Annotated in this window: 28 protein-coding genes and 1 tRNA gene; 23 read left to right on the top strand and 6 right to left on the bottom strand. The window is 59.2% G+C overall.

What is annotated here, in order from left to right; translation table 11 throughout:
* Positions 1-52 precede the first annotated feature (52 nt).
* Positions 53-1,051: an alpha/beta hydrolase gene (locus FFH90_RS21620; protein ID WP_019579707.1), complete on the bottom strand. Its 999-nt coding sequence runs from the start codon at positions 1,049-1,051 to the stop codon at positions 53-55.
* 85 nt (positions 1,052-1,136) lie between these two features.
* Here FFH90_RS21620 and aroC point away from each other — a divergent pair, with 85 nt between their 5' ends.
* Genes aroC through mtnC form a run of 5 tightly spaced genes read left to right on the top strand, consistent with a single transcriptional unit; the run spans position 1,137 to position 5,285 of the window.
* Positions 1,137-2,228 (top strand): chorismate synthase, encoded by a 1,092-nt coding sequence (gene aroC / locus FFH90_RS21615; RefSeq protein ID WP_018925200.1) that lies wholly within the window; start codon positions 1,137-1,139, stop codon positions 2,226-2,228.
* A gap of 28 nt (positions 2,229-2,256) precedes the next feature.
* Complete coding sequence (locus tag FFH90_RS21610; RefSeq protein WP_168206180.1) at positions 2,257-3,408, top strand: MFS transporter; 1,152 nt, start codon at positions 2,257-2,259, stop codon at positions 3,406-3,408.
* Positions 3,405-4,031, top strand: coding sequence for a methylthioribulose 1-phosphate dehydratase (locus FFH90_RS21605; RefSeq protein ID WP_138866066.1), 627 nt, complete (start codon positions 3,405-3,407; stop codon positions 4,029-4,031). Before FFH90_RS21610 ends, FFH90_RS21605 begins: the two co-directional genes overlap by 4 nt.
* A gap of 20 nt (positions 4,032-4,051) precedes the next feature.
* Positions 4,052-4,597, top strand: a complete 546-nt coding sequence (locus FFH90_RS21600; RefSeq protein WP_018925203.1) for an acireductone dioxygenase — start codon at positions 4,052-4,054, stop codon at positions 4,595-4,597.
* A 4-nt stretch (positions 4,598-4,601) separates the two neighbouring features.
* The gene (mtnC, locus tag FFH90_RS21595) at positions 4,602-5,285 is read left to right on the top strand and encodes an acireductone synthase (RefSeq protein ID WP_111454650.1); all 684 of its coding nucleotides are present in this window, start codon (positions 4,602-4,604) and stop codon (positions 5,283-5,285) included.
* A 75-nt stretch (positions 5,286-5,360) separates the two neighbouring features.
* On the opposite strand, the gene FFH90_RS21590 is transcribed toward mtnC, so the two are convergent.
* Positions 5,361-5,639, bottom strand: a complete 279-nt coding sequence (locus tag FFH90_RS21590; RefSeq protein WP_018925205.1) for a DUF3509 domain-containing protein — start codon at positions 5,637-5,639, stop codon at positions 5,361-5,363.
* Between the two features lie 343 nt (positions 5,640-5,982).
* On the opposite strand from FFH90_RS21590, the gene FFH90_RS21585 reads away from it, so the two are divergent.
* The 10 genes from FFH90_RS21585 to FFH90_RS21540 all read left to right on the top strand — a co-directional run bounded on the left by FFH90_RS21585 (position 5,983) and on the right by FFH90_RS21540 (position 15,105).
* Entirely contained in the window at positions 5,983-7,821 is a 1,839-nt protein-coding gene (locus FFH90_RS21585; protein WP_111454651.1) for a long-chain-acyl-CoA synthetase, read from the top strand.
* A 111-nt stretch (positions 7,822-7,932) separates the two neighbouring features.
* Positions 7,933-8,451 (top strand): ankyrin repeat domain-containing protein, encoded by a 519-nt coding sequence (locus FFH90_RS21580; protein WP_019648228.1) that lies wholly within the window; start codon positions 7,933-7,935, stop codon positions 8,449-8,451.
* A gap of 225 nt (positions 8,452-8,676) precedes the next feature.
* Complete coding sequence (locus FFH90_RS21575) at positions 8,677-9,207, top strand: hypothetical protein (protein ID WP_007940803.1); 531 nt, start codon at positions 8,677-8,679, stop codon at positions 9,205-9,207.
* A gap of 83 nt (positions 9,208-9,290) precedes the next feature.
* Positions 9,291-9,482 (top strand): PLDc N-terminal domain-containing protein, encoded by a 192-nt coding sequence (locus tag FFH90_RS21570; protein ID WP_007940802.1) that lies wholly within the window; start codon positions 9,291-9,293, stop codon positions 9,480-9,482.
* A 261-nt stretch (positions 9,483-9,743) separates the two neighbouring features.
* Positions 9,744-10,619, top strand: a complete 876-nt coding sequence (gene speE / locus FFH90_RS21565) for a polyamine aminopropyltransferase (protein ID WP_019579716.1) — start codon at positions 9,744-9,746, stop codon at positions 10,617-10,619.
* Positions 10,620-10,773: 154 nt separating this feature from the next.
* Positions 10,774-11,007, top strand: coding sequence for a hypothetical protein (locus tag FFH90_RS21560; RefSeq protein WP_018925209.1), 234 nt, complete (start codon positions 10,774-10,776; stop codon positions 11,005-11,007).
* Positions 11,008-11,205: 198 nt separating this feature from the next.
* Positions 11,206-11,547 (top strand): ribonuclease E inhibitor RraB, encoded by a 342-nt coding sequence (locus FFH90_RS21555; protein ID WP_018925210.1) that lies wholly within the window; start codon positions 11,206-11,208, stop codon positions 11,545-11,547.
* Positions 11,548-11,926: 379 nt separating this feature from the next.
* On the top strand, positions 11,927-13,336 hold the full coding sequence (locus FFH90_RS21550) for a circularly permuted type 2 ATP-grasp protein (RefSeq protein WP_018925211.1): 1,410 nt from the start codon (positions 11,927-11,929) through the stop codon (positions 13,334-13,336).
* Positions 13,337-13,348: 12 nt separating this feature from the next.
* Entirely contained in the window at positions 13,349-14,299 is a 951-nt protein-coding gene (locus FFH90_RS21545; protein WP_138866065.1) for an alpha-E domain-containing protein, read from the top strand.
* Positions 14,296-15,105: a transglutaminase family protein gene (locus tag FFH90_RS21540; RefSeq protein ID WP_138866064.1), complete on the top strand. Its 810-nt coding sequence runs from the start codon at positions 14,296-14,298 to the stop codon at positions 15,103-15,105. Before FFH90_RS21545 ends, FFH90_RS21540 begins: the two co-directional genes overlap by 4 nt.
* 153 nt (positions 15,106-15,258) lie before the next feature.
* Here FFH90_RS21540 and FFH90_RS21535 read toward each other — a convergent pair whose 3' ends face one another.
* Complete coding sequence (locus FFH90_RS21535) at positions 15,259-16,086, bottom strand: cytochrome c (RefSeq protein ID WP_138866805.1); 828 nt, start codon at positions 16,084-16,086, stop codon at positions 15,259-15,261.
* Positions 16,087-16,666: 580 nt separating this feature from the next.
* On the opposite strand from FFH90_RS21535, the gene FFH90_RS21530 reads away from it, so the two are divergent.
* The 3 genes from FFH90_RS21530 (at position 16,667) to FFH90_RS21520 (ending at position 20,898) form a co-directional block, all read left to right on the top strand.
* On the top strand, positions 16,667-17,872 hold the full coding sequence (locus FFH90_RS21530) for an acetyl-CoA C-acetyltransferase (protein ID WP_019648234.1): 1,206 nt from the start codon (positions 16,667-16,669) through the stop codon (positions 17,870-17,872).
* Between the two features lie 38 nt (positions 17,873-17,910).
* A complete protein-coding gene (locus tag FFH90_RS21525; RefSeq protein ID WP_138866063.1) occupies positions 17,911-20,055 on the top strand; it encodes a 3-hydroxyacyl-CoA dehydrogenase NAD-binding domain-containing protein in 2,145 nt (714 codons plus the stop codon).
* Between the two features lie 108 nt (positions 20,056-20,163).
* A complete protein-coding gene (locus FFH90_RS21520) occupies positions 20,164-20,898 on the top strand; it encodes an amidotransferase (RefSeq protein ID WP_111454656.1) in 735 nt (244 codons plus the stop codon).
* Positions 20,899-20,979: 81 nt separating this feature from the next.
* Here the strand turns inward: FFH90_RS21520 and FFH90_RS21515 are convergent, their stop codons facing one another.
* The 3 genes from FFH90_RS21515 to FFH90_RS21505 all read right to left on the bottom strand — a co-directional run bounded on the left by FFH90_RS21515 (position 20,980) and on the right by FFH90_RS21505 (position 23,725).
* The gene (locus FFH90_RS21515; RefSeq protein WP_019579723.1) at positions 20,980-21,951 is read right to left on the bottom strand and encodes a magnesium and cobalt transport protein CorA; all 972 of its coding nucleotides are present in this window, start codon (positions 21,949-21,951) and stop codon (positions 20,980-20,982) included.
* 148 nt (positions 21,952-22,099) lie between these two features.
* Positions 22,100-22,822 (bottom strand): 1-acyl-sn-glycerol-3-phosphate acyltransferase, encoded by a 723-nt coding sequence (locus FFH90_RS21510; RefSeq protein WP_064619228.1) that lies wholly within the window; start codon positions 22,820-22,822, stop codon positions 22,100-22,102.
* Between the two features lie 213 nt (positions 22,823-23,035).
* The gene (locus tag FFH90_RS21505; protein WP_064619225.1) at positions 23,036-23,725 is read right to left on the bottom strand and encodes a crotonase/enoyl-CoA hydratase family protein; all 690 of its coding nucleotides are present in this window, start codon (positions 23,723-23,725) and stop codon (positions 23,036-23,038) included.
* A gap of 308 nt (positions 23,726-24,033) precedes the next feature.
* Here FFH90_RS21505 and FFH90_RS21500 point away from each other — a divergent pair.
* The 5 genes from FFH90_RS21500 to FFH90_RS21480 all read left to right on the top strand — a co-directional run bounded on the left by FFH90_RS21500 (position 24,034) and on the right by FFH90_RS21480 (position 26,287).
* A tRNA-Ser gene (locus FFH90_RS21500) sits at positions 24,034-24,123 on the top strand.
* A 167-nt stretch (positions 24,124-24,290) separates the two neighbouring features.
* Entirely contained in the window at positions 24,291-24,611 is a 321-nt protein-coding gene (locus FFH90_RS21495) for a YbjQ family protein (RefSeq protein WP_018925235.1), read from the top strand.
* Between the two features lie 149 nt (positions 24,612-24,760).
* The gene (locus FFH90_RS30440) at positions 24,761-24,955 is read left to right on the top strand and encodes a hypothetical protein (protein WP_007940781.1); all 195 of its coding nucleotides are present in this window, start codon (positions 24,761-24,763) and stop codon (positions 24,953-24,955) included.
* Positions 24,956-25,302: 347 nt separating this feature from the next.
* On the top strand, positions 25,303-25,668 hold the full coding sequence (locus FFH90_RS21485) for a glycine zipper domain-containing protein (protein WP_019648242.1): 366 nt from the start codon (positions 25,303-25,305) through the stop codon (positions 25,666-25,668).
* A gap of 193 nt (positions 25,669-25,861) precedes the next feature.
* A complete protein-coding gene (locus FFH90_RS21480; RefSeq protein WP_026286342.1) occupies positions 25,862-26,287 on the top strand; it encodes a glycine zipper domain-containing protein in 426 nt (141 codons plus the stop codon).
* Positions 26,288-26,350: the final 63 nt, after the last annotated feature.

Genomic DNA, 26,350 nt, shown 5'->3' with positions numbered 1-26,350 from the left:
GTCATAGCGCTGGCGACAAAGGCTTATCGGCCGTTTTTTTCAGGACTGGAGCTTAACTGGGGCGAAGTCCGTCAATAAATCCGAGGATTCGTGCGCCGAGTTCCGCCGCCAGGGGCAATTGCGGATCTTTATAGGAGGCCAATTGCCGCTTCACGTCGTTGGGCACGATGCGCATGACGTGGTTCATGCCTTCGATCAGTGCCAGTTCGGCGTCCGGTTTGGCGGCTTTGAGCGCCCTGGCGTCACCCACGCCGACCTGGATGTCGTTGCTGCCCTGAATGATCAGTGCCGGCATCTTCAGTTTGGCGAAGGCGGCTGCCGGGTCCTGGCGGAACAGTGAAATCAGGTATGGCTGCACGCTGGGGCGGAAAATCACCTGCAACTGCGGCGGCACGTTGTCGTCAGTGTGGCCGGCCTTGAGGCTGTCGAGCAGTTCATTGCTGCGCAGCATCAAGGCCGGCGGCAAGCGATTGCTTAACTGCTGGCGCAGCACTTGATCGATCGGCCGCGCGCTGCCGGACAGGGAAATCACCGCCGCGGCGTCGACACTTGGCGCCGCCAGGCTGGCAATCAACGCACCTTCGCTGTGGCCCAGCAAAATCAGTTTGCCCAGACGCGGGTCGGCCTTGAGCTTCTGCCCCCAGGCCACGGCATCGGCCACATAGGCTTCCACCGACAGATTGCGTTCATCGGGCGTTGCCGCAAGGCTCGCCGCCACGCCGCGTTTGTCGTAACGCACACTGGCAATGTTGTGTTTGGCCAACACCCACGCCAGCCGTTTGAGGCTGTCATTGCGCCCGCCGTCGGGGTTGTTTCCGTCACGATCCGTAGGGCCGGAGCCGGAAATGATCAGGACAACCGGTACCGGCGTGTCGGACTTGGGCAGCAACAGCGAGCCGAAAAGCTCGCCACTGCCGGTGTCCAGGGTGATCGGGCGTTGCAGGACTGAGGCCTGTACAAAACCGGTAAACAGGGTAAGGCTCAAGGCTAGAACTCGCAGCATCATCACGCCATCATCAACAAGGTGCCGGTTGGACTCGCAGGCACCCATAAGGTTCGAGGATGAACTACTTGGGTAGCCTGCGTATACTGGCGCGCATTACGTATTTTAGGTTCGATTTCACGGAGCGTCCTGCATGTCCGGCAATACCTACGGCAAGCTGTTCACTGTCACCACCGCGGGCGAAAGCCATGGTCCGGCGTTGGTCGCCATTGTCGATGGCTGCCCGCCGGGCCTGGAGATCTCCCTTGAGGACCTGCAGCGCGACCTGGACCGCCGCAAGCCCGGCACCAGCCGCCACACCACCCAGCGCCAGGAAGCCGACGAAGTCGAAATCCTTTCCGGCGTGTTCGAAGGCCGCACCACCGGTTGCGCCATCGGCCTGTTGATCCGCAACACCGACCAGAAGTCCAAGGACTACTCGGCGATCAAGGATCTGTTCCGTCCGGCCCACGCCGACTACACCTACCATCACAAATACGGTGAGCGCGATTACCGCGGCGGCGGTCGCAGTTCGGCCCGTGAAACCGCCATGCGCGTAGCCGCCGGCGCGATTGCCAAGAAATACCTGGCCACCCAGGGCATCGTCATTCGTGGCTACATGAGCCAGCTCGGCCCGATCGAAATCCCGTTCAAGACCTGGGATTCGGTGGAAGATAACGCCTTCTTCAGCCCCGACCCGGACAAAGTGCCGGAGCTGGAAGCCTATATGGACCAGTTGCGTCGCGACCAGGATTCGGTCGGCGCGAAGATCACCGTGGTCGCCGAAGGCGTGATGCCGGGCCTCGGCGAGCCGATCTTCGACCGCCTCGACGCCGAACTGGCCCATGCGCTGATGAGCATCAACGCGGTCAAGGGCGTGGAAATCGGCGCCGGTTTTGCCAGCATCGCCCAGCGTGGCACTGAACACCGCGATGAAATGACCCCGGAAGGTTTCCTCAGCAACAACGCCGGCGGCATTCTCGGCGGCATTTCGTCGGGTCAGCCGATCGTTGCGCACCTGGCGCTCAAGCCTACATCGAGCATTACCACGCCGGGCCGTTCCATCGATATCCATGGCAACCCGGTGGAGGTCGTCACCAAGGGGCGTCACGACCCGTGCGTCGGCATCCGCGCCACGCCAATCGCCGAAGCGATGATGGCCATCGTGCTGATGGACCACTTGCTGCGTCACCGCGGGCAGAACGCCGATGTGCGCGTGAGCACTCCGGTGTTGGGGCAGCTTTAATGGCTGATCTGAAAGCCGCTACAGTCTGATGACGGTGGCGGCGCTCCCGTACTGGCGGCTTTCCAGCTTCTACTTGTTCTATTTCGCCTTGCTCGGTTCGACAGCGCCGTTTCTGGCGCTGTACTTCGATCATCTGGGCTTCAGCGCCGCACGCATTGGCGAACTGGTGGCGATCCCGATGCTGATGCGCTGTGTGGCGCCGAATATCTGGGGCTGGCTCGGTGACTACACCGGGCGACGCCTGGCGATCGTGCGTTTCGGCGCCGCCTGCACCTTGCTGACCTTCTCGCTGATTTTCGTCAGCAAAAGCTACGCCTGGCTGGCGATGGTCATGGCCTTGCACGCGTTTTTCTGGCATGCGGTGTTGCCGCAGTTCGAGGTCATCACCCTGGCTCATTTGCGGGGACAGACCTCGCGTTACAGTCAGATTCGCCTGTGGGGCTCCATCGGTTTCATCATCACTGTCGTGGCGCTGGGCCGATTGTTCGAATGGCTCAGCCTCGACATTTACCCGGTGGCACTGGTGCTGATCATGGCCGGGATCGTCGTCAGCAGTCTCTGGGTGCCCAACGCGCAACCGGTCCAGGGTGAACGGTTGACGGGGGAGGGATTCCTCCAGCAATTGCGCAACCCCGGAGTATTGGCGTTTTACGCGTGCGTGGCGCTGATGCAGATGAGTCACGGGCCGTATTACACCTTTCTGACCTTGCACCTTGAGCGACTCGGTTACAGTCGCGGGCTGATCGGCATGCTCTGGGCGGTCGGCGTGGTCGCCGAAGTCTTGATGTTTCTGTTCATGAGCAAGATTCTCGCGCGCTTCTCGGTACGCCGGGTGCTGCTGGCGAGTTTCCTGCTGGCGGCTTTGCGTTGGTTGTTGCTCGGCTCGTTTGCCGAGTTCCTTTGGGTGCTGTTGTTCGCCCAGGTGCTGCACGCCGCCACCTTCGGCAGCTTTCACGCCGCTGCCATCCAGTTCGTGCAACGTAGCTTCGGCGCGCGCCAGCAAGGCCAGGGCCAGGCGTTGTATGCCGCGCTGGCCGGCACCGGCGGTGCACTGGGCGCGTTGTATTCCGGCTACAGCTGGAATGCCCTCGGCGCCACATTGACCTTTAGTATTGCCAGCCTCGCAGCCTTTGCCGCTGCCGTTATCATTGCCACACGTATGCAAGAGGACAGGCCATGAGCCTTACCCGTGAACACCTCGCCCAGGAAATCATCGACGCCGGGCGCTTTCTGTATGGTCGCGGCTGGTCGCCGGCCACCAGCAGCAATTACTCGACCCGCCTGTCGCCGACCGAAGCCTTGCTGACGGTGTCCGGCAAGCACAAAGGTCAGCTGGGGCTTGATGATGTGTTGGCCACCGACCTGTCGGGCAACAGCCTGGAGCCTGGCAAGAAACCGTCCGCCGAAACCCTGTTGCACACCCAACTCTATAGCTGGCGTCCGGAGATCGGCGCGGTGCTGCACACCCATTCGGTGAACGCCACGGTGCTGTCGCGCCTGACGCCGGAAGATTTCATCGAGTTCGAAGACTACGAACTGCAAAAGGCCTTCAGCGGCGTGTCGACCCACGAGTCCCGGGTGCGCGTGCCGATTTTCGACAACGACCAGGACATTGCGCGGCTGGCCGCCAAGGTGCAGCCTTGGCTCGACACCCACCCTGATTGCGTCGGCTACCTGATTCGCGGTCATGGCCTCTACACGTGGGGCGCGCGCATGAGCGACGCACTGCGGCAGATCGAGGCTTTTGAATTTTTGTTCGAGTGCGAGTTGAAGACGCGCTCGCTCTTTAACCGTAATGCATGAACTGTTAAGGAGTTGCCCTGATGAGCAGCCTGTCCGTTTACCACGTCTCAAGCCCTGACATTCCGAACAAGGTGCTGACCCACTTTGAAGACATCGCCTCGACCCTGGCCGAGCAGGGCGTGCGTTTCGACCGTTGGCAAGCCGCAGCGAAAATCCAGCCCGGCGCCAGTCAGGAAGAAGTGATCGCCGCGTACCAGGAGCAAATCGACAAGCTGATGACCGAGCGCGGTTATATCACCGTCGATGTGGTCAGCTTGAACAGCGATCACCCGCAAAAAGCCGAGTTGCGTGCCAAGTTCCTCGATGAACACCGTCATGGCGAAGACGAAGTGCGATTTTTCGTCGCTGGCCGTGGCTTGTTCACCCTGCACATCGACGATTACGTGTACGCCGTGCTCTGCGAGAAGAACGACCTGATCTCGGTGCCAGCCGGCACAAAGCACTGGTTCGACATGGGTGAAAACCCGCATTTCGTCGCAATCCGCCTGTTCAACAACCCCGAAGGCTGGGTGGCCAACTTCACCGGCGATGACATCGCCAGCCACTTCCCGTGTCTTGAGGACTGAACCGATGCCGATCAAAGCGATTCTCACCGATATCGAAGGCACCACCAGCGCGGTGAGTTTTGTGTTCGACGTGTTGTTCCCGTACGCGGCCAAACACCTGCCGGACTTCGTTCGCGAAAATGCCGAACGTGTTGACGTCGCCGAACAGCTCGCCGCTGTTCGGCGTGACAGCGGTGAACCGCAAGCCGACGTCGAGCGGGTTATCGAAATCCTCTTGGGCTGGATCGCCGAAGACCGCAAGGCCACGCCGCTCAAGGCGTTGCAAGGCATGGTCTGGGAGCAGGGGTATCTGGCCGGGCAGTTGAAAGGCCACGTTTACCCGGACGCCGTTGAAGCGCTGAAACGCTGGCATCAGGAAGGCTATCAACTGTTTGTGTATTCCTCGGGATCGATTCAGGCGCAAAAACTGATTTTCGGTTGTTCGGAGGCGGGGGATCTGTCGCCACTGTTCAGTGGCTATTTCGACACCACTTCAGGGCCCAAGCGCGAAGCGCAGTCCTATGAGCGCATCACCCAGGCGATTGGTGTCGAGGCTTCGCAGATTCTGTTTTTGTCCGACATCGTTCAGGAACTCGACGCGGCGCGCACGGCCGGTATGGCCACCTGTGGCCTGGCCCGTGAAGGCGGGGAATTGGCAGGGCATGTGACGGTGGACAGTTTTGCGCGGATCAGTCCGTCTGCCTTTTAAACATCAGCCGTAGAAACAACTCAGGCCGTGAAGCGAAAGCTCTCACGGCCTGATCGTTTATAGCGCTGTGACGGTTTATGCCGAGTGATAGGTCGGCAGCGCGAACCGTTGCTGGCTTTGCAGCATGGAAATCTGCGGCAGTTCGCTGGCCTGTTCGGCGACGTCACGGCGAATCGCGCTGATGACCCATGACAGCTGATCGCCGGCATGCAATTGCTGGTAGGAAATCGAACGTTTGAAGACTTTACCGTCGTGGCTGCGCAGGGTCAGCAGAATGCCGCCATCCGGCCGGGGCTGGGTGGTCACTTCGAAGTTGGAGAACAGCGACGAAAATTTTTCCTGGATCAGGCTCATGTCTATCAGCTCCATTTTGTGCTTGAAGGGCAACATGGAGGGGTAGTTGCAGTGATTGTGCCAGCACCTATATTTTTAAAATTTCATATAAATCAGTAAGTTATATTTTTACGATTTTTTGGCTTTCGTGCAATTTGCATGAATGGCCATCGTGCATCCTGCATTTTGCGAGATCGTCGACAACTGGATGGAACCAATCGCAACGGCGGAGTTCCGCTTTGCGAAGGCATCGGTCGCGGATACAAAACATTGCAAAAACCGCGTGTACAGCTCAAGAAGCCCTGACGTATTTTCGGCCTCAATCAACGCCACCCGACAATAAAAAGATCGAACGGGAGCAACCATGAGCCGCACGCTGCACGACACGATTACCTGGGGCATGATGCTCCGCAAGCTGCCTTCCATTGCCAAAGCCATCCCCCGCGTGGTGAAGGGCATGAAAGTCGCCAACGTCAAGGACCCGACCCAACCGTGTGGTCTCGGCTGGAGCTTCGAGCAGGCGACGTTGCGCAATCCCGATGGCCCGGCATTGCTGCAGGGCGACGTGATGCTCACTTATGCACAGGCCAATCAGTGGGCCAACCGCATCGCCCATCACCTGATTGCCCAAGGCATCGGCAAGGGCGATGTGGTCGCGGTGTTTATCGAGAACCGTGTGGAACTGCTGGTGACGATATTGGCGGTGGCCAAGGTCGGTGCGATCAGCGCCTTGCTGAATACCTCCCAGACCCGCGATACCCTGGTTCATAGCCTGAATCTGGTGGCGCCTGTAGGGATTGTGGTCGGAGAAGAGCTGGTTCCGGCCTTCAATGCGGTCCGCGAGCGGGTGGCCATCGATGTGGCGCGCACCTGGTTTGTCGCCGATCAAGATACTGACCGTGATCCGGGCAAAACGCCCGATGGCTTCATTAACCTGATGGCGGCCAGCTGCGACGCGCCCAGTGACAATCCCGTCAGCAGCCGGCAGGTTTTTTTCGATGACCCTTGTTTCTATATCTACACCTCGGGCACTACCGGGTTGCCCAAGGCCGGGGTGTTCAAACACGGCCGCTGGATGCGCAGCTCCGCCAGCTTCGGGCTGATCGCCCTGGACATGCAGCCGCAGGACGTCGTCTATTGCACCTTGCCGCTGTACCACGCCACCGGGCTTTGCGTGTGCTGGGGCTCGGCGATCAGCGGGGCGTCGGGGTTTGCCATCCGCCGCAAGTTCAGCGCCAGCCAGTTCTGGAGCGACGTGCGCAAATACCGGGCGACCACCCTCGGGTACGTTGGCGAATTGTGTCGCTACCTGGTGGATCAACCGCGCAGCGTCGACGACAGTCGGCACAGCGTGAGGAAGATGATCGGCAATGGTCTGCGCCCCGGCGCGTGGAACGAGTTCAAGACGCGATTTGCCGTCGACCACATCTGCGAGCTGTACGCCGCCAGCGACGGCAATATTGGTTTCACCAACATCCTCAACTTCGACAACACCATTGGCTTTTCCCTGATGTCCTGGGAGCTGGTGGCGTACGACCACGACAGCGGTGCCCCCACGCGGGATGCCAAGGGCTTCATGCGCAAAGTGGCCAAGGGCGAGCAGGGGCTGTTGTTGGCGAGGATCGACGACAAGGCACCTCTGGACGGCTACACCGATCCGCAGAAGACCGCAAAAGTGGTGCTCCACGATGTGTTCGTGAAGGGCGACCGCTACTTCAATACCGGTGACCTGCTGCGCAACATCGGTTTCGGTCATGCGCAATTTGTCGATCGCCTGGGCGACACCTACCGCTGGAAGGGCGAAAACGTCTCCACTACCGAGGTCGAGAACATCCTGTTGCAACACCCGCACATCGCCGAAGCCGTGGCCTATGGCGTGGAAATCCACAACACCAACGGGCGGGCGGGGATGGCGGCCATCACCCCGGCCGAATCCCTGGCGACCCTGGATTTCAGTGAGTTGCTGGCGTTCGCCAGGCAACAAATGCCGGCCTATGCGGTGCCACTGTTCCTGCGGGTGAAAGTGAAAATGGAAACCACCGGGACCTTCAAGTACCAGAAGACCCGGCTCAAGGACGAAGCCTTCGATCCGAGCAAAACCGGCGATGACCCGATTTATGCCTGGCTGCCGGGCACCGAAACCTACGTGCGAGTCACCGAGCAGGTGCTGGCGGATATTTACGGAGGCAGGCATCGCTATTGAAAGGGTCGCTATTGAATATCGCTATGACTGTCCATGAGAAAAAACAAGTGACAGGTTCCGGGCTGCTCGGGAAACTATCGGCTTTCCGATTGACCGAATGTGGAGTCCCCAATGTCAGACAAAAGCCGCCAGATGACCCCCGAAGAGGCTGCTGAATTTGCCGAACAGGTGTTCAACAAAGCGCGCGAGGGCGATGCGGCCATGATGGCTGCGCTGCTGACCAAGGGCCTGCCGCCGAACCTGCGCAACCACAAGGGCGACACTTTACTGATGCTCGCCGCGTACCACGGCCATGTCGACACCGTAAAAGTTTTGCTCGAACACAAGGCCGATCCCGAGATTCGCAACGACAACGGCCAGAGCCCGATTGCCGGCGCGGCATTCAAGGGTGATCTGGCAGTGGTCAAGGCGTTGGTCGAGGGTGGCGCTGAAGTGGAAGGTTCGTCCTTCGACGGACGCACTGCGTTGATGATGGCGGCGATGTTCAACCGCGTCGAAATCATCGACTACCTGATCAGCAAAGGCGCCGATCCGAAAGCCAAGGACGCCAATGGCGTGTCTGCGCTGGACGCGGCCAAGACCATGGGCGCGGCGGATACCACGGCTCAGCTGCAAAAACTCCTGGCCTGATTCGGGCTTTTGTGGCGAGGGAGCTTGCTCCCGCTGGGCTGCGAAGCAGCCCCAAAATCAGCGATCGCGGTCATTCAGATAGACCACATTCACCGGATTTACGACTGCTTCGCAGCCGAACGGGGGCAAGCCCCCTCGCCACAGGTTCCTGCCAGGTCCCGCAATCCGTTTCCGAATGCGTTATCCTTCGCGCCCTCAAAATTCCCTCGCTACAGGATCCACCTCATGAAAGCCGCACTCGTCGAACTCATCAGCAAAATCAGCTCCGGGTGCATGGGCGAGGACGAAATCCTGAAAATCGCTGACGAAGCGGCTCAGGCCTACGCCGATCCCGAGGCTTTTCTGGCGGCCAATCCAGATATCAACTACGACGACACCTTTCCGATCCCGTTGGGCGAGTGGGTTGTCGTCGGCAGTCTGCCGGAAACCGTGTTGTTCCAGGCCGACACCTACATGGACCTGTTCGCGCAGATCGTCGCCTCGTTCGGCCCCGGCGTTGAGTTCAACATCAAGCCCAAGCAACTGGCCAAAACCGAAGCCCTGACGGCACTCAATCGCATTCAGGTGCAGATGAGCAGCCTGAACAAGGAAAACGGTGGCTACACCTTGATGAATTTCAGCCAGTTGCTCGACGACGAACTGCAAGTGGTGCTGGTCTATGGCAACGACGTGCCACGGGTGCTGGAGTTGTGCGCCGAAGTCGGCATCGCCGCCGCGCCCTCCCTGGAAGCCCTGAAAGTGGCCATCCACGTCTGAAGCCGTCTACAACGGTAATAAAACGGAACCCTCGCCAGGCCCGACTATCCTAAGAGTGCCTACCATTTTTTTGGAGCGACACCATGGGTTCCACGTTCAACACCCTGATCGGCCTGATTATTTTTGCCCTGGATATCTGGGCCATCATCAACGTGCTTAAAAGTGGCGCCGAAACCGGGATGAAAGTCCTTTGGGTGCTGTTGATCCTGCTGCTGCCGGTGCTGGGCCTGATCATCTGGGCCATCGCCGGGCCAAGAGGCGATGTGCGGATCTGACCGGTTTTGCACAAGCAACACCGGACTTGTGGGAGCGTGGCTTGCCCACGACACAGGCGCTAAGGTCTGTCAGCTACACCGCGGTGATCCTGTCGCGGGCAGCCTGCTCTCACAGGGATTGGGTCGAGTCATCACGTGAGGTTCGACCTGTCATGTTCCGCGACGTAGAATGCGCGCCTTTCCCGGTCAATCGAGGCGATCGATTGGCCATCATGGGCGGGTAACCGTCCGTTGCCACCCGCATTCATCGGAGCACTTCCCATGAGCAATACCCCAACCAGCGAGTACCTGGAAACCCTCTACGAAGGCTATGGCCAGCGTTTTCGCATGGAAAAACTGCTGCACGAAGTGCGCACCGAACACCAGCACCTGGTGATCTTCGAAAACCCGCGCATGGGCCGGGTGATGGCGCTGGATGGCGTAATCCAGACCACCGAAGCCGACGAATTCATCTACCACGAAATGCTCACCCACGTGCCGATCCTCGCCCATGGCACCGCCAAGCGCGTGCTGATCATCGGTGGTGGCGACGGCGGCATGCTGCGTGAAGTGGCCAAGCACCGCAGCGTCGAACACATCACCATGGTCGAAATCGACGGCACCGTGGTCGACATGTGCAAGGAATTCCTGCCGAACCACTCCAAGGGTGCGTTCGATGATCCACGCCTGAACCTGGTGATCGACGACGGCATGCGTTTCGTCGCCACCACCACCGAAAAGTTCGACGTGATCATTTCCGACTCCACCGACCCGATCGGTCCGGGCGAAGTGCTGTTCTCCGAAAACTTCTACCAGGCTTGCCACCGCTGCCTGAACGAAGGCGGCATTCTGGTGACCCAGAACGGCACCCCGTTCATGCAAATCGAAGAAGTCAAAACCACCGCCGGTCGCCTGCGCAGCCTGTTCCCGGACTGGCACTTCTATCAGGCGGCTGTGCCGACCTACATCGGCGGCGCAATGACCTTCGCCTGGGGCGCGACCGATACCGCTTATCGCAAATTGTCCCGCGAAATCCTGCAACAGCGCTTCGCCGGCAGCGGCATCATCACCCGCTACTACAACCCGGAAATCCATATTGGTGCCTTCGCGTTGCCGCAGTACGTGCTGCAAGCGGTGAACAAACCTAGCAACGACTGATGCTTCGTCGATAAGAAAGGCCGTCGCCGGTGTGTGAACACGCGGGTGACGGCCTTTTTTCATGTCTCGCTTTTGGGATCCCTTGGAACGATCGGCCAATGCACGAGTCGAGATAGATGTAAGCCCATCCATGGGTTTTACCGAGGAGGCACCGATGCAAAAGTGGAAAATCACTTTCGTGGATGAACACGGTGAATCAGTCGACGAACTCTTCGAGTGCGAGGAGTGCCCGAGCAACGAGCAAGCCGCCCAACTCATTCGCGACCGGCGACTGCCGGTGGCTGCGAAACTGGACCTCAATGATCTGGAGGGTCGTACCGATGATCCGACCGTCAAAAGTCTGAAATCCCAGCACAGCATTGAAATCCTCAGTATTACTCCTATTTGATACACCTCCTGTCACATTCACCACCAGGTCTTGGCAGCGGCTCTATCTTGAGGCTACTCTGCAACCGAGATCAGCGAGTGACTCGCTAAGGTCTGGTCTTGTCAGCTACATGCTTGTTTCCCGGCGGCAACCTCTGTTGCCGCATCGAAAGTGCAGGGAATACGGAAAGTCTATCCATCAGTCTGAGGGGGACGTTTCATGAGCACAGCCTATCAAGAAGACATCAGCAGCAGCGTGCTGCGCCGCATGAAAGAAGGCGGTTTCGATTTTTCACGATTCCATCCCATCGAGTTCTACGCCATTTTCCCGGACGAGGAGCGGGCACGCAGGGCGGCAGGTCATTTTTGTGGTGAATCCTTGAATGCCCAGATCAGCGCGCGTGACGACGGCGCGTGGTCGCTGGAACTGAGCAAAGTGATGTACGCCACCTACGACGGGATCGGCGACTTCGAGCAGGACTTCGAGGCGGTGGTCGAGCCTCTGGGTGGCATCATCGAGGGATGGGGCGTCAAACAGGAGATACGAGGGCTACTCGCATAAGCTTATGAACAGTGACACTTAGTAACGGCTGACCTTTGGGTTGGCCGTTTTTGTTTCGATCTTTTTATTTCGCCACATTTCAAACGGACAAAAAAAAGCCACCTGAACAGGCGGCTAAAGGGAAGAGCGATCAGTTTTCCAGCGAATGTACGGATTATCCGCATCTCCCTCCCGAGCAGTGAAATCAACTCTGACTATGCTGCTGATAGGCGACAGCATTGCTTCGCCATGAAGCGGGGGCGATCAGGGTGGGGCATTTACCGCACAGGATTGGTGCGGTGCGCGCAGCGACATTATCCAACTGATTGATATCAAAGCGTTTCTGCCTATGGCACGGGCCTTGCGAAGGCCTGGATGTCCGTGTGACAAGGAGTACGGCATGATCCGCACCTTTTTTGATGAAATGTACGATGCCGGCGGCCAGGTCCGTCCGCATTATCGGGAGTTTGCCCGTTGGCTGGCCGAAACGCCTGACGAGCTTTTGGCACAACGGCGACGCGAGGCCGATCTGTTATTTCATCGTGCCGGGATTACCTTCACGCTCTATGGTGATGAGCAGGGGACAGAGCGCCTGATTCCCTTCGACACCATTCCCCGCAGCATCCCCGCCAGTGAATGGCGGGTCGTCGAACGCGGCTGCATTCAGCGGGTCAAGGCATTGAACATGTTCCTTGCCGACCTCTATCACGAGCAGCGCATCATCAAGGCCGGCATCATCCCGGCCGAACAAGTGCTGGCCAACGAGCAATACCAGTTGGCGATGCAAGGGCTGGATCTGCACCGCGATATCTATTCGCACATTTCCGGCGTCGACCTGGTACGCGATGGCGACGGCACGTACTACGTGCTCGAAGACAACCTGCGTACCCCCAGCGGCGTGAGCTACATGCTCGAAGACCGCAAGATGATGATGCGCCTGTTCCCCGAGTTGTTCGCGGCCCAGCGCATCGCACCGATCGACCACTACCCGAACCTGCTGCTCGACACTCTGAAAAGCTCCAGCCCGATCGACAACCCGAGCGTGGTGGTGCTGACGCCGGGGCGTTTCAACAGTGCGTTTTTCGAGCATGCGTTCCTCGCTCGGGAAATGGGCGTTGAACTGGTGGAAGGCGCCGACCTGTTCGTGCGCGACGACAAGGTGTTCATGCGCACCACGGACGGGCCGAAAGCGGTCGACGTGATCTACCGTCGCCTCGACGATGCTTTCCTCGATCCGCTGGCGTTCAACCCCGATTCGATGCTTGGCGTTCCAGGGCTGCTGTCGTCCTACCGCTCCGGCAATGTGGTGCTGGCGAATGCCATCGGCACCGGGGTCGCGGACGACAAGTCGGTGTATCCCTTCGTCACGGACATGATTCGTTTCTACCTCGATGAAGAGCCGATCCTGAAGAACGTGCCGACGTGGCAGTGTCGTAATCCTTCTGAACTGTCCCACGTGCTGGCCAACCTTCCGGAGCTGGTGGTCAAGGAAACCCAAGGCTCCGGCGGTTACGGAATGCTGGTGGGGCCGGCGGCGACGGCAGCGGAGATCGAGTCTTTCCGTGAACGGATCAAAGCCAAGCCCCACGCGTACATCGCGCAACCGACGTTGTCGTTGTCGACCTGTCCGACCTTTGTCGAAAACGGCATCGCACCGCGCCACATCGACCTGCGTCCGTTTGTATTGTCTGGCCGCGAAACCCGGGTTGTGCCCGGCGGTTTGACCCGAGTCGCCTTGCGTGAAGGTTCCCTGGTGGTGAACTCGTCCCAGGGCGGCGGAACCAAGGACACCTGGGTGGTCGAGGATTGAAGGAAGCCTGCCATGTTAAGTAGAACTGCCTCGGATCTGTATTGGATGTCGCGTTACCTGGAGCGGGCGGAAAACCTCGCGCGGATGCTCGACGTCAGTTATTCGCTGTCGCTGATGCCCCAGGACGGTCGTGGTGACGGCTTGCACGAACTGGCCATGCCGTTGCTGATCACCGGCACCCTGGACGATTACCTCGCGCGCCACGGCGATCTGCATGCCGAACGGCTGCTGCATTTTTTCGCCCTGGACGCGGCCAACCCGGCGAGCATCTACAGCTGCCTCGGTGCCGCGCGAGCCAGCGCCCATGCGGTGCGTGGGCGAATCACCGCCGACATGTGGGAAAACATCAACGCCACCTGGCTGGAAATTCGCGGGATCGCCGAGCAGGGCTTGAGTCGCTACGGCATGAGCCGTTTCTGTGAGTGGATCAAGGAACGTTCCCACCTGTTCCGCGGCGCTTGCTACGGCACGATCATGCGTAACGACGCGTTCCGCTTCATTCGTCTGGGCACCTTTATCGAAAGGGCCGACAACACCTTGCGCCTGCTAGATGCCCGTTACGAAATGGCCGGCGATCAAGCCGAAGCAGTCAGTGACGGTACGGCCCACGCCTATTACCAATGGAGCGCCTTGTTGCGGGCCTTGTCATCGTTCGAGGCCTACACCGAAATCTACCGCGACGCCCCCGGCGCCCGGCATGTGGCCGAGCTATTATTGCTGCGCGCCGATGTGCCGCGATCCCTGCGAGCCTGCACCGAAGAGGTCGATCAGATTCTCGCTCAACTACCGGGGGCCAACGGCCGTCCCGCACAACGCCTGGCGGCGGAAATGGACGCGCGCCTGCGCTACACCGGTATCAACGAAATCCTCGACGAAGGCCTGCACACCTGGCTGACCGAGTTCATCCCGCTGGTGCGCCAGTTGGGCAATGCCATACACAGTTCCTATCTGGAGGCTGCATGAGACTTTCCATTAGCCACGAGACCGCCTATCACTACGAAGATCAGGTGCGGGCGAGCATCCAGTACCTGCGACTGACACCCCACGACAGCGAGCGCCAGCACGTGCTGAGCTGGCAACTCGACCTGCCGCGCCCGGTGCGCGCGCAACTCGATCCGTTCGGCAACATCCTGCATGTGTTGACCCTGGATGAGCCGCATGAAGCGATCATCATCGGCGCCCGTGGCCAGGTCGACATCGACGAGCTGCGCGAAGCCGAGCACGAGAGTCAGTCGGCGCTGCCGTTCCTGCGTTTCACCCGGCTGACCGAAGCCGACGAAGCCCTGCGCGCGTTTGCCGAGAAGGCGTGCAAGCAACGGCGGGATCGCACGGCGCTGATCGATTTGATGCATGGCCTGAACCAGCACATGACCTACACGCCAGGTGCCACCGAAGTGGAGACCAGCGCCGCGCAAGCTTTCGCCGGGCGTTCCGGGGTCTGCCAGGACCATACCCATGCGTTTCTCGCCTGCGCCCGCAGCCTGGGCATTCCCTCGCGTTATGTGTCGGGGTATCTGTACAGCGAGAACAGCGAACACTTGGCCAGTCACGCCTGGGCGGAAGCCTGGCTGAATGACGCCTGGTATAGCTTCGATGTAACCAACGAACTGGCCCGGCCTGAACGTCACTTGAAACTGGCCGTGGGCTTGGACTACCTCGACGCCTGCCCGGTGCGCGGTATGCGCCGTGGCGGTGGGTATGAGCAGATGCATGCCAAGGTGTTGGTCGCGCCGACGCCTGCGCCGGTGATCTCCGTCCAACAGCAGTAGCAGTCATTCATTGTGGCGAGGGAGCTTGCTCCCGCTCGGCTGCGCAGCAGTCGCAAACCCGGCGAATGCGGTTTGCCTGACGGATCGCGTCGCCTGATTTGAGGGCCGCTTCGCGCCCCAGCGGGAGCGAGCTCCCTCGCCACAGGTGGATGTTTACTTGGCCGAAGACACCTTGCGTCCCGCCATGTGTTTCAAATACCCCACCAACAACTCCAGATCCCCCTCCGGCAACACCGTCGGTGAGAACCCGGGCATCTTCGCCTGCGGCCACTGGCGCAAGGTCTGCGGGTCACGGATGTAACGCTTGAGGAAGTCTGCGCCGAAATACTCGGTCGGGTTGAACGGAATATTCAGGTCCGGCCCGAACTGCGCGTCCCCCGCGCCATTGAGTCGATGACAGGCCAGGCAGTTCTTCTGAAACAGCGCAAAGCCCTTGTTCACCGGATGGTCCGCCTTCAGCGCAGGATCGGGTAACAGGGCAGGGAAGCGCTCAGCCACCGGGGCCATGCGCTTGATGCTCGCCACTTCGAACGGCCATTGCTCGGGACTGATATTGCCCGCCTGTGGATCGGTCCAGACCAGATAGAACGGCCCGGCACTGGGCTTGCCCTCGGACAGCGGCGGCCACGGCTTGGCCGGGTCTTCAATCGCCAGCCAGGCCCGCGCGCCCTGGGTATTGAGCAACGGCGCGGCGGCCAGTTCGGCGGCAAAACCGTCCAGGGCCACGGCTTGCAAGTGGTCGTCAGGCTTGATGCCCGTCAACAACGCCGCCAACGGCACGGCGCGATAGCTCATGTCCCGTTTGTAGGAAACGTCGTTAGTGATCGTGATGGTCTGAGCCTGAGGATGCTTGAGCAATTCCTCGGTCTGCCAGGTGCGAGGGCTCGCGCCCAGCTCAAGATTCAGCTGCGCGGCAGACAGAGGCGTGCTGAGCAGCAAGGCCCCAAACAAAATGAGCGCTTTCAAGTGATCGTCGTCCATGTCGTGGAAGTGCCGCAAAGGTTGGCACAGCCACGCCGGCCCGGATAGCGAGCCAGTCACATTTTTATCAGGCGAAATGAAAACCCCCGCTGCTCGATCAGCCAAGCACCTTGGTCAGGTTCGGCAAAATCAACAACAGCGTAGTAGCAAATAGAATGAGCCCGGCTTGACGTACTTTCGAATGTTTGAACATGGCTTGACCGCCTTTTTTGTTATTTCCTGGTTGCCTGCCTGCATATCTCCATGACGGCAGAGCGCTGCACTTCCTGTAGGACGAGAGCCTCGGCAAAACCCGACGACAACTTCGTACAGGTTTACATTAGGGCCCGCGTCACGCTTGGCTTAGATCCATTTCGTATGGACTTAGCGCTGACCACTGCCAAAAAGACATGAGGCCTATGGCCATCTTCTTGGGCGCCCGTTGGCTAGACAGCTTGGTGACACGAATCGATTAATCCGATAGCTGACTACCGTTCGTCTGAGCGTGACCGTCAACGCCAATGAGCGCTGGGGTCATTGAATCCACGGCTGCTCGGCATAAGGTGAGGGTATAGAGATCACCCTCAGGTTCGAGAACGCCATGACCCAAGCTTTGATATTTGACGCGTTACGCACGCCCCGTGGCAAAGGCAAGGCCAATGGCGCCTTGCACAGCGTCAAGCCAGTGAACCTGGTGGCCGGGCTGTTGACGGCGTTGCAGCAGCGCACCTCCCTGGACACCAGTCAGGTCGACGACGTGGTGCTTGGCTGCGTGACGCCTATCGGTGATCAGGGCGCCGACATTGCCAAGACCGCCACACAAGTGGCCGATTGGGACGTCAGCGTGGCGGGTGTGCAACTCAATCGCTTCTGCGCGTCGGGGCTGGAAGCAGTGAACCTGGGCGCGATGAAAGTGCGTTCCGGCTTCGAAGATCTGGTGGTGGTCGGTGGCGTCGAGTCGATGTCCCGCGTGGCCATGGGCAGCGACGGCGGGGCCTGGGCGCTGGACCCGGAAACCAACTTGCACAGCCATTTCACACCCCAGGGCGTGGGTGCTGACCTGATCGCGACAATCGAAGGTTTCAGTCGTCAGGACGTCGATGCCTTCGCGTTGCACTCGCAGCAGAAAGCGGCGCGGGCGCGGGCGAATGGTTCCTTCAACAAGTCGCTGGTGCCGGTGCAGGACCAGAACGGCATCATCCTGCTTGATCACGATGAGTTCATTCGCGCCGATTCGACGATGGAAGGCCTGGGCAAGCTCAAGCCGAGTTTCGAAATGATCGGGCAAATGGGCTTCGACGCCACGGCATTGCGGGTGTACAGCCAGGTCGAGCGGATCAACCACGTTCACACGCCGGGCAACAGCTCCGGGATCGTCGATGGCGCGGCGCTGATGCTGATCGGCTCCGAAGCGAAGGGCCGGGCGCTGGGCTTGCAACCACGGGCGCGGGTCGTCGCCACGGCGGTCACCAGCACCGACCCGACCATCATGCTCACCGGCCCGGCGCCGGCCACCCGCAAGGCACTGGCCAAGGCCGGGCTGCGGGTCGAAGACATCGACTTGTTCGAAGTCAATGAAGCGTTCGCCTCGGTCGTGTTGAAGTTCATCAAGGACATGGCCATCGACCCGGACAAGGTCAACGTCAACGGCGGCTCCATCGCCATGGGCCATCCGCTCGGCGCCACCGGTTGCGCGATTCTCGGCACGCTGCTCGATGAACTGGAAACCCGGCGCCTGCGCTATGGCCTGGCGACATTGTGTGTCGGCGGCGGCATGGGCATTGCCACCATCATCGAACGCCTCTGAGCCTGTCTTTAAGAAAATCCGACTCAAGGAAAATTGCCATGACCCAAGCCATTCGTTACGAAAAGGGCCAGGACCGGATCGTCGTCCTGACCATCGATATGCCGGGCCAGAGCGCCAACACCATGAACGCGGTCTACCGCGAGGCCATGGCCACTTGTGTCGAGCGCCTGGTCGCCGACAAGGATGCGATTGCCGGCGTGATCATCACCTCGGCCAAGAAAACCTTCTTCGCCGGTGGCGACCTCAATGAACTGATCAAGGTCGGCAAGCCCGAAGCCCAAGCCTTTTACAACATGGTGCTGACCCTCAAGGGCCAGTTGCGCACCCTGGAAACCCTCGGTAAACCGGTGGTTGCCGCCATTAACGGTGCGGCGCTCGGCGGCGGTTGGGAAATCTGCCTGGCATGCCATCACCGTGTGGCGCTCGACAACCCGTCGGTGCTGCTTGGCCTGCCGGAAGTCACCCTCGGTCTGTTGCCGGGCGGTGGCGGGGTGGTGCGCATGGTGCGCATGCTGGGCATCGAAAAAGCTCTGCCGTATCTGCTGGAAGGCAAGAAAATCCGCCCGCAACAGGCGCTGCAAGCGAGGTTGATCGATGAGTTGGCTGTCGATCACGATGAGCTGATGGCCAAGGCGCGGGCGTGGATTGCTGCTCATCCGGTTGCTGTGCAGCGTTGGGATGTGAAGGGTTATCAGATCCCTGGCGGTACGCCGTCGGATCCGAAAGTCATGCAGATGCTGGCCATCACGCCGTCGATCCTACGTAGTAAAACCCAGGGGTGCCTGCCCGCGCCGGAGAAAATCCTCTGCGCCGCGGTGGAGGGCGCTCAGGTGGATTTCGACACCGCGCACCTGATCGAAACCCGCTATTTCACCGAACTGACTACGGGCCAGGTGTCGAAAAACCTCATCGGCACCTTTTGGTTCCAGCTCAATGAGATCAATGCCGGCGGTTCGCGACCTCAGGGCATAGCGCCTTACGTGACGAAGAAAGTCGGCGTGCTCGGCGCCGGGATGATGGGCGCGGGCATCGCGTTTGTCAGCGCCTCGGCCGGTATCGACGTGGTGCTCAAAGACATCAACCTCGCCGCGGCAGAGAAGGGCAAGGCCCACTCGGCAGCGTTGTTGGACAAGAAGGTCGCCCGTGGTCAGATGAGCCGGGAGCAGCGTGAGGCGATTCTGGCGCGGATCCATACCACCGAAAACGATGCGGATCTGGCCGGTTGCGATTTGATCATTGAAGCGGTGTTTGAAGATCGCGAGCTTAAAGCCAGGGTCTCATCGGCAGCGCAAACCGTCGTCGGCCCGGACGCGGTGATCGCCTCCAATACCTCGACGTTGCCGATCAGTGGCCTGGCCACCGCCGTGCCAGACCAGAGCAAATTCATCGGCCTGCATTTCTTCAGTCCCGTGGAGAAAATGCCGTTGGTGGAAATCATCAAAGGCGTCCATACCAGCGACGAAACCCTGGCTCGCGGTTTCGATTTCGTCCTGCAAATCAAGAAAACTCCGATTGTGGTGAACGACAGTCGTGGCTTTTTCACGTCGCGTGTGTTCGGCACCTTCACCAACGAAGGCATCGCGATGCTCGGCGAAGGGGTGAGCGCGCCGATGATCGAAACCGAAGCGCGCAAGGCCGGCATGCCTGTCGGGCCTCTGGCGATCTCCGACGAAGTTTCCCTCAGCCTCATGAGCCATATCCGCCAGCAAACCGCCAAAGACCTGCAAGCGGAAGGGAAACCACTGATTGAGCACCCGGCGTTCGCCGTGATTGACTTGTTGCTCAAGGAATTCAAGCGTCCGGGCAAGGCCGCTGGAGGTGGTTTCTACGATTACCCGGCCGCCGGGCAGAAACATTTGTGGCCGGAGCTGAAAACCCGCTTCGAGAAAGCCGACGGGCAGATTTCGCCGAAAGACGTGCGCGATCGCTTGCTGTTCATCCAGGCCATCGAAACCGTGCGTTGTGTAGAGGAGGGCGTGCTGACCTCGACGGCGGATGCCAACGTCGGCTCGATCTTCGGCATCGGCTTCGCGGCCTGGACCGGCGGTGCGCTGCAATTCATCAACCAGTACGGCGTGAAAGACTTCGTCGCCCGCGCCCAGTACCTGGCTGAGCAATATGGCGAACGCTTCACGCCGCCTGCGCTGTTGCTGGAGAAAGCCGCCAAGGACGCGCTGTTCTAAGGGGACGTTCCAAGGGACCGATGACGCCTTCCGGGGCTTGCCTTGCCACCGTGTTTCAAGGCAGGCTCTGGGGTGTGCATTATTCCCACCATGTGTCAGGTATTTTTTATGTCGTTACGCATCTGCATTCTGGAAACCGACATCCTGCGTCCGGAACTGGTCGATCAATATCAGGGTTACGGGCAGATGTTCCAGCGTCTGTTTTCGCAGCAACCCATCGCGGCCGAATTCAGCGTGTACAACGTGATGCAGGGCGAATATCCCAGCGATGATCAGACCTTCGATGCGTATCTGGTCACCGGCAGCAAGGCCGATTCCTTCGGCACCGACCCGTGGATTCAAACCCTCAAGACGTATCTGCTCAAGCGCTACGAACGTGGCGACAAACTGTTGGGCGTGTGCTTCGGTCATCAACTGTTGGCGCTGCTGTTGGGCGGCAAGAGCGAGCGGGCGACCCAGGGCTGGGGCGTCGGCACCCACAAATACAAACTCGCGGCCAAGGCGCCGTGGATGAGCCCGGTGAGGGAAGAGCTGACGTTGCTGATCAGTCACCAGGATCAGGTCACCGCGCTGCCGGAAAACGCTACAGTGATTGCCTCGAGCGACTTCTGTCCGTTCGCCGCGTACCACATCAACGATCAGGTGCTGTGCTTCCAGGGGCATCCGGAGTTCATTCACGATTACTCACGGGCGCTGCTGGATATCCGCCAGGAGGCGTTGGGCGAGCAGATTTATTCGCAAGGTATGGCGAGTCTTGAACACGAGCATCACGGCACTACCGTTGCAGAGTGGATGATGCGGTTTGTGGCGCACAAGCCTGAGACTGACTCGGTTAAGCCTTAAAAGCTTCGTGGACAAGCCTCGCTCCGGATAACCCTGTAGGAGCGAGGCTGTCCGCGAATTTTGCAGACGCCTCGGTTCCGACTACAACCACCCAGACTTTTTGAAGCTCGCCCACAAACCGACGCATCCAACGGTGATAAACCCCAGCACCGCGAAATACCCGTAATGCCAAGTCAACTCTGGCATGTCCTGGAAGTTCATCCCGTAAATCCCCGCTATCGCCGTCGGAAACGCCAGAATCGCCGCCCACGCCGCAAATTTGCGCTGCACCACGCTCTGGCGCGACGCCTCCAGCAACACCCCGACCTCGATGGTCTGGCTGGCAATGTCCGCCAGGGTCGTCAGGTCTTCCATCTGCCGCGTGACATGAATCTGCACATCGCGGAAATACGGGCGCATGTTTTTGTCGATAAATGGAAAACTCAGCTTTTGCAGTTCCTCACCGATCTCCACCATCGGCGCCGCAAACCGGCGCAAGCGCAATACATCACGACGCAGGCCGTGGAGTTTCTGGATATCGCGCTCGTTCAGCGAACCGCAGAGGACATTGCTTTCCAGCTCATCGATCTCGGCATGAATCGCTTCGCCCATCGGCTGGTAGTTTTCGATCACGAAATCGAGGATGGCATAGAGTACGAAATCTTCCCCATGCTCCAGCAACAGCGGACGTGCCTCACAGCGTTGTCGGACATGGGCGTAGGACGCCGAGTGACCATTGCGCGCGGTAATGATGTAACCCTTGCCGGCGAAGATATGCGTCTCGATGAACTGCAATTTGCCTTCATGGCGGATCGGTGAATACGTGACGATGAACAGCGCATCGCCGAAGGTTTCCAGCTTCGGTCGACTGTGTTTTTCCAGGGCGTCTTCGATGGCCAGTTCGTGCAGGTTGAACTGGCGTTGCAGGTTGAACAGCTCCTGCGCATTGGGCTCTTCGAGGCCGATCCACACAAAGTGGCCAGGCTTGGCAGCCCAGGCCGCACCTTCGTCAAGCGTGATATTGGTGACTTTCTTACCAGCGCTGTAAACCGCAGCAGCAACGACTCTACCCATGATGATTCACACTTCTTATCGGTCGCTTTCTATTGGTAAAGACTGGCGGTGCCAGGCAGGTTTCAGCTTAACCTTGTCTACTGCTTGAGAGTCAGCAAAATCGGTAGAGTTCGCAGGCAAAAGAAAACCCGCACAGGGCGGGTTTCATTCAGGCGGCTTGCAGTTGCCGATCCATCGAGTCGATGCACTCACGCATCTGTTCGCGGCACTGGGCGATCAACATCGGCATGTCATCCAGACTCAATCCAGCCGTAGGAATTGCCGGTAACGAACGGATCAGAATCTTCCCACTGCGCCAGCGGTTCAATCGCATGTGTTTGACGTAACTGCTGACACACACCGGCACGATTGGCACGCCGGCGGCAATCGCCATCTGGAACGCGCCTTTCTTGAACGGCAGCAGCTCTTCGCCCAAGTTGCGGGTGCCCTCGGGGAAGACCCAGATCGAGGTGTCTTCATTTTGCAAGGTGTGCGTGGTGGTCAGCATCGACTGGCGTGCCTTGTGCGCATTGCCGCGATCGATCAACACATTGCCCGCCAGCCAGAACAACTGCCCGAACAGCGGCACCCACTTCAGGCTCTTCTTGCCGATGCACACGGTGCGGCGGGGCACCACGTTGCCGAACACAAACAGATCGTAGTTGGACTGGTGGTTGGCGATGATCACACAGCTGTCGGGTTTATCCATCAGCGGCCCGACATCGGCCTTGACCCGTAAACGCAAAATACACATTGCCGGCCACGCATACAGACGGGCGCACAAACGGCTGTTGTCCGGATTGAACGGACGGCACAGCCCGAGAATCACTCCAAGCGCTCCGGCCAGAATAAAGTGCAGGCCCATCAATAACATACGAAACACAAACAGCATTTAAAGGCCCACCGGGACAAAAGGTGGCGCAGTGTACGGATGTGCACTGTTTTCGGCAATTGCCGCTATAGAAGTGGGAGATAGCCGATGTTTGAGCGCATGTTTCCGACTTGTGGGTCAGATGCGGCCTAGAGCGGTTGTAAGTTTTTAAACCAGACACCCAAGAAAAAGCCCGACACGACGGTCGGGCTTTTCGGTGCAACGCGTTCGGGCTTAGCCCATGTGCTCCTGATCCAGGATGATCGCGTTGTCCAGCGTCTCCAGCAGCGCCTTGCGCGTTTTCAACTTGGTGTTCTTGTGGGCGATCATGTTGAGCTTCTTCAACTGACGAGCCGCCGCCAGCGCCGCGTCTTGCAGCTCTTCGGCCGACACCACCTTATCGAGGAAGCCGGCGTCCACGGCGTTTTGTGGGTTGAACATCTCGGCGTTGATCACCGCGCGATGGAACGCCGACTTGCGCAGACGATCACGGGCCAGTTCGATACCGGCATGGTGCATGGTCATGCCGATCTGCACTTCGTTCAGGCCAATGCTGAACGGGCCATCGACACCGATGCGGTAGTCAGCCGACAACAGAAGAAACGCACCCTTGGCCACCGCATGCCCAGGACATGCCACGACCACCGGGAACGGATGCGACAACAGGCGACGAGCCAGGGTCGAACCCGCAGCCACCAGCGCCATGGCCTCGTTAGGGCCGGCCGTCATCACCTTCAAATCATAACCACCCGACAAAATCCCCGGCTGACCGGTAATGATCACCACCGCCCGATCCGCTACCGCCCGATCCAGCGCAGCGTTAAACGCGACAATCACGTCCGGAGAGATAGCATTGACCTTGCCATTGCTCAAGGTCAGGGTCGCGATACCGTCTTCGAGATGGTAGGAAATCAACTCACTCATGACGCCAATCCTTCTAATAAAGTAGGGCAGACGTTACCCACCGCTGTAGGCCAGGTAAAGCGCCGTGACTGACCCGCCAGTCACCCTTTTCCAGCCCTCCAGGCATTGTCCGCCCCGCCCATCGCGCATTGGCTTCTATATAGAAGGGGAGGCGAAGCCGGAGATTGGCAGGTTTGCCATGCCCTTGAACGCCCCCAAAGCGCTAATCGCGTTAAGCGCATGAAAATTCTGAAAAAAATGTTTGCCATCAGAAAAGCTTTCGACTACATTAGCGCGCCTCGACAGACTGAATAAGTTTGACGAGATACGGTGAAGTGTCCGAGTGGCTTAAGGAGCACGCCTGGAAAGTGTGTATACAGGAAACTGTATCGAGAGTTCGAATCTCTCCTTCACCGCCAAATTCGATATACACAAAACCCCTGGTTTCGAGAGAAGTCAGGGGTTTTGTGGTTTCTGGCGTCTGGATTTCATGCATTAGACTGCAAACTCCTCGAGCGGAATTCAGCCATCGTGTCAGTTACCGTCGTTTCACTTCATTGATGACAGCTCTGAACAAGGACATCCCATGATCACCACCACAACCCACACCATCGAAGGTCGGCAAATCACCGCTTACCTGGACATCGTCAGCGCCGAGTCGGTGCAGGGCGTTAACGTGATTCGCGACATGTTCGCCGGGATGCGGGATTTTTTCGGTGGGCGTTCTCAGACGTTGGAGCGGGCATTGAAGGAGGCGCGGGTTCAGGCGACCGAGGAGATCAAGGAGCGGGCGCGGGTGCTTCAGGCGGATGCGGTGGTGGGGCTCGATTATGAGATCAGCATGCCGGCCGGCAAGGGTGGGATGGTGGTGGTGTTTGTGACCGGGACGGCGGTCAAGCTGAGGTAGGTCGCTCGGTACTGGCCATTCGTCGGGCATGTAACGATCTGAATCACAAGTCTGGGAATGACCGGCTAGTCTCAAAAACCAGGGTGGTCGATATTTTTCAGGCAAAAAAGGGCTTGCCGGTATCGACCCGTTTTGAGAGGAGCGAAGATATGGCTGAGCCGTATATCGAAGACGACGGTGCAGAGTTTCCAATCAATGATTGCGTGCAGTGTGGTCAGACGGACTATGTGCCGAGCTTCGGCGAAGACCGTATCAAAATCAACAAAATCAAATCTGCAGTGCCTCGGACCCGAGGGCCGAAATCGAAATTTATGCCCAAGCTGGGGGCGCCCTCCAGGAAGTAAACCGATAACAGCACGAACCCCGCCATTGAGCGGGGTTTCTTGTTTCTGAAGGGCGGGAAACGTGGCTCGGTGGCAATGCCGAGAAATGTCCTACAACTTTGCGAGCACTGGTATTTTTTTCACAAACTTTTCACACCGGCCTCCGTAGGCTCAGCTCATCCGTTAGAAAGCAGTACCCTGGCCCGTCTCCCCAGCGGGCTTTTTTTTGCCTGTCATAAAACCTTTTGCATAAACGCTGTCCAACCGTCGCCATTGGCGAGGTTGTTCTGGTTTTGTGTCTGGACTTTCCCTCCGCTAAAGCATTCAATCTCCGGCCTTTCGGTTCCCCTTTTTTTGAGGTTCTTGTTATGCGTTTGACACTGCCTGCTCTGGTTCTGGGCCTTTTGGTTGCTCAAGGTGCGATGGCTGCCGGCGACGGCACGGCCGCGCTCGGTGGTGGTCTGGGTGGTGCGTTGGGTAACGTGGTTGGCCAAAAAATGGGCGGCAGCACTGGCGCAGCGATTGGTGCTGGCGTAGCGGGTGCAGCCGGCAGCGCTGTTGCCGCACGTAAAGGCAGCCGCACCAAAGCGGCCATCGGCGGCGGTGTTGGCGCGGCGGGCGGTTCGATAATCGGTAACAGCCTGGGTGGCAAGAACGGCTCCACCATCGGCGCAGGCCTGGGTGGCGCATTGGGCGGCGGCGTAGGCAGCAACCTGTCCAAAAAGCGTCATTGATCCTGAAGGTCAGCTGAAAAAGCCCGGCTTAATGCCGGGCTTTTTCGTTTTGGAACGTTTCTGCATCATGTGGCTCAAATCTCATACAGTCGGTATTGGTTTTCTGTATAACAGACCCAGATGCAGGCTGATGCCTATCCGCGGCACGTTCTTCCCCCCAATGCGGAAATTAGAGGTGCATATCATGCGTTTCATGCGTTTGACATTGTCCACGGTGTTTTTGGGGCTTTTGGTCGCTCAGGGCGCAATGGCGGGCGGCAACGGTGACGCCGCAGTCGGCGGTGGTCTTGGCGGTGTGTTGGGCAACGTAGTCGGCGGGCAGTTGGGCGGCAGCACCGGGGCCGCGGTGGGCGCTGGCGTCGGCGGTGCGGCAGGCAGTGCGGTCGGTGCGCGCAAGGGCAGTCGCACAGAAGCGGCCGTCGGCGGTGGTCTCGGCGCGGCGGGTGGTTCGGTGATCGGCAACAGCCTGGGTGGCTCCACGGGTTCGGCCATTGGCGCAGGCCTGGGCGGCGCAGCCGGTGGCGCGGTGGGCAGCAACATGGGTGATGACCGCGGCAGTTCGCATTCCGGTGGCGGCTACTACAAACACAAGCATAAAAATAAGTACAAGAATCACTAACTCGATATCGAGTTAAAGTAAAACCCGGCCGAGTGCCGGGTTTTTCGTTTCTATCGATAGGAC

This window comes from Pseudomonas sp. ATCC 43928, from assembly GCF_005938665.2.
In the GTDB taxonomy this organism is placed as follows: domain Bacteria; phylum Pseudomonadota; class Gammaproteobacteria; order Pseudomonadales; family Pseudomonadaceae; genus Aquipseudomonas.
This window is presented reverse-complemented; position numbering and strand designations above follow the sequence as displayed.

What these genes read in the sequence shown, in the direction of transcription:
- FFH90_RS21620 (WP_019579707.1), bottom strand. Translation starts at nt 1,051, where the DNA reads ATGGGTGCCTGCGAGTCCAACCGGCACCTTGTTGATGATGGCGTGATG.
- aroC (WP_018925200.1), top strand. Translation starts at nt 1,137, where the DNA reads ATGTCCGGCAATACCTACGGCAAGCTGTTCACTGTCACCACCGCGGGC.
- FFH90_RS21610 (WP_168206180.1), top strand. Translation starts at nt 2,257, where the DNA reads ATGACGGTGGCGGCGCTCCCGTACTGGCGGCTTTCCAGCTTCTACTTG.
- FFH90_RS21605 (WP_138866066.1), top strand. Translation starts at nt 3,405, where the DNA reads ATGAGCCTTACCCGTGAACACCTCGCCCAGGAAATCATCGACGCCGGG.
- FFH90_RS21600 (WP_018925203.1), top strand. Translation starts at nt 4,052, where the DNA reads ATGAGCAGCCTGTCCGTTTACCACGTCTCAAGCCCTGACATTCCGAAC.
- mtnC (WP_111454650.1), top strand. Translation starts at nt 4,602, where the DNA reads ATGCCGATCAAAGCGATTCTCACCGATATCGAAGGCACCACCAGCGCG.
- FFH90_RS21590 (WP_018925205.1), bottom strand. Translation starts at nt 5,639, where the DNA reads ATGAGCCTGATCCAGGAAAAATTTTCGTCGCTGTTCTCCAACTTCGAA.
- FFH90_RS21585 (WP_111454651.1), top strand. Translation starts at nt 5,983, where the DNA reads ATGAGCCGCACGCTGCACGACACGATTACCTGGGGCATGATGCTCCGC.
- FFH90_RS21580 (WP_019648228.1), top strand. Translation starts at nt 7,933, where the DNA reads ATGTCAGACAAAAGCCGCCAGATGACCCCCGAAGAGGCTGCTGAATTT.
- FFH90_RS21575 (WP_007940803.1), top strand. Translation starts at nt 8,677, where the DNA reads ATGAAAGCCGCACTCGTCGAACTCATCAGCAAAATCAGCTCCGGGTGC.
- FFH90_RS21570 (WP_007940802.1), top strand. Translation starts at nt 9,291, where the DNA reads ATGGGTTCCACGTTCAACACCCTGATCGGCCTGATTATTTTTGCCCTG.
- speE (WP_019579716.1), top strand. Translation starts at nt 9,744, where the DNA reads ATGAGCAATACCCCAACCAGCGAGTACCTGGAAACCCTCTACGAAGGC.
- FFH90_RS21560 (WP_018925209.1), top strand. Translation starts at nt 10,774, where the DNA reads ATGCAAAAGTGGAAAATCACTTTCGTGGATGAACACGGTGAATCAGTC.
- FFH90_RS21555 (WP_018925210.1), top strand. Translation starts at nt 11,206, where the DNA reads ATGAGCACAGCCTATCAAGAAGACATCAGCAGCAGCGTGCTGCGCCGC.
- FFH90_RS21550 (WP_018925211.1), top strand. Translation starts at nt 11,927, where the DNA reads ATGATCCGCACCTTTTTTGATGAAATGTACGATGCCGGCGGCCAGGTC.
- FFH90_RS21545 (WP_138866065.1), top strand. Translation starts at nt 13,349, where the DNA reads ATGTTAAGTAGAACTGCCTCGGATCTGTATTGGATGTCGCGTTACCTG.
- FFH90_RS21540 (WP_138866064.1), top strand. Translation starts at nt 14,296, where the DNA reads ATGAGACTTTCCATTAGCCACGAGACCGCCTATCACTACGAAGATCAG.
- FFH90_RS21535 (WP_138866805.1), bottom strand. Translation starts at nt 16,086, where the DNA reads ATGGACGACGATCACTTGAAAGCGCTCATTTTGTTTGGGGCCTTGCTG.
- FFH90_RS21530 (WP_019648234.1), top strand. Translation starts at nt 16,667, where the DNA reads ATGACCCAAGCTTTGATATTTGACGCGTTACGCACGCCCCGTGGCAAA.
- FFH90_RS21525 (WP_138866063.1), top strand. Translation starts at nt 17,911, where the DNA reads ATGACCCAAGCCATTCGTTACGAAAAGGGCCAGGACCGGATCGTCGTC.
- FFH90_RS21520 (WP_111454656.1), top strand. Translation starts at nt 20,164, where the DNA reads ATGTCGTTACGCATCTGCATTCTGGAAACCGACATCCTGCGTCCGGAA.
- FFH90_RS21515 (WP_019579723.1), bottom strand. Translation starts at nt 21,951, where the DNA reads ATGGGTAGAGTCGTTGCTGCTGCGGTTTACAGCGCTGGTAAGAAAGTC.
- FFH90_RS21510 (WP_064619228.1), bottom strand. Translation starts at nt 22,822, where the DNA reads ATGCTGTTTGTGTTTCGTATGTTATTGATGGGCCTGCACTTTATTCTG.
- FFH90_RS21505 (WP_064619225.1), bottom strand. Translation starts at nt 23,725, where the DNA reads ATGAGTGAGTTGATTTCCTACCATCTCGAAGACGGTATCGCGACCCTG.
- FFH90_RS21495 (WP_018925235.1), top strand. Translation starts at nt 24,291, where the DNA reads ATGATCACCACCACAACCCACACCATCGAAGGTCGGCAAATCACCGCT.
- FFH90_RS30440 (WP_007940781.1), top strand. Translation starts at nt 24,761, where the DNA reads ATGGCTGAGCCGTATATCGAAGACGACGGTGCAGAGTTTCCAATCAAT.
- FFH90_RS21485 (WP_019648242.1), top strand. Translation starts at nt 25,303, where the DNA reads ATGCGTTTGACACTGCCTGCTCTGGTTCTGGGCCTTTTGGTTGCTCAA.
- FFH90_RS21480 (WP_026286342.1), top strand. Translation starts at nt 25,862, where the DNA reads ATGCGTTTGACATTGTCCACGGTGTTTTTGGGGCTTTTGGTCGCTCAG.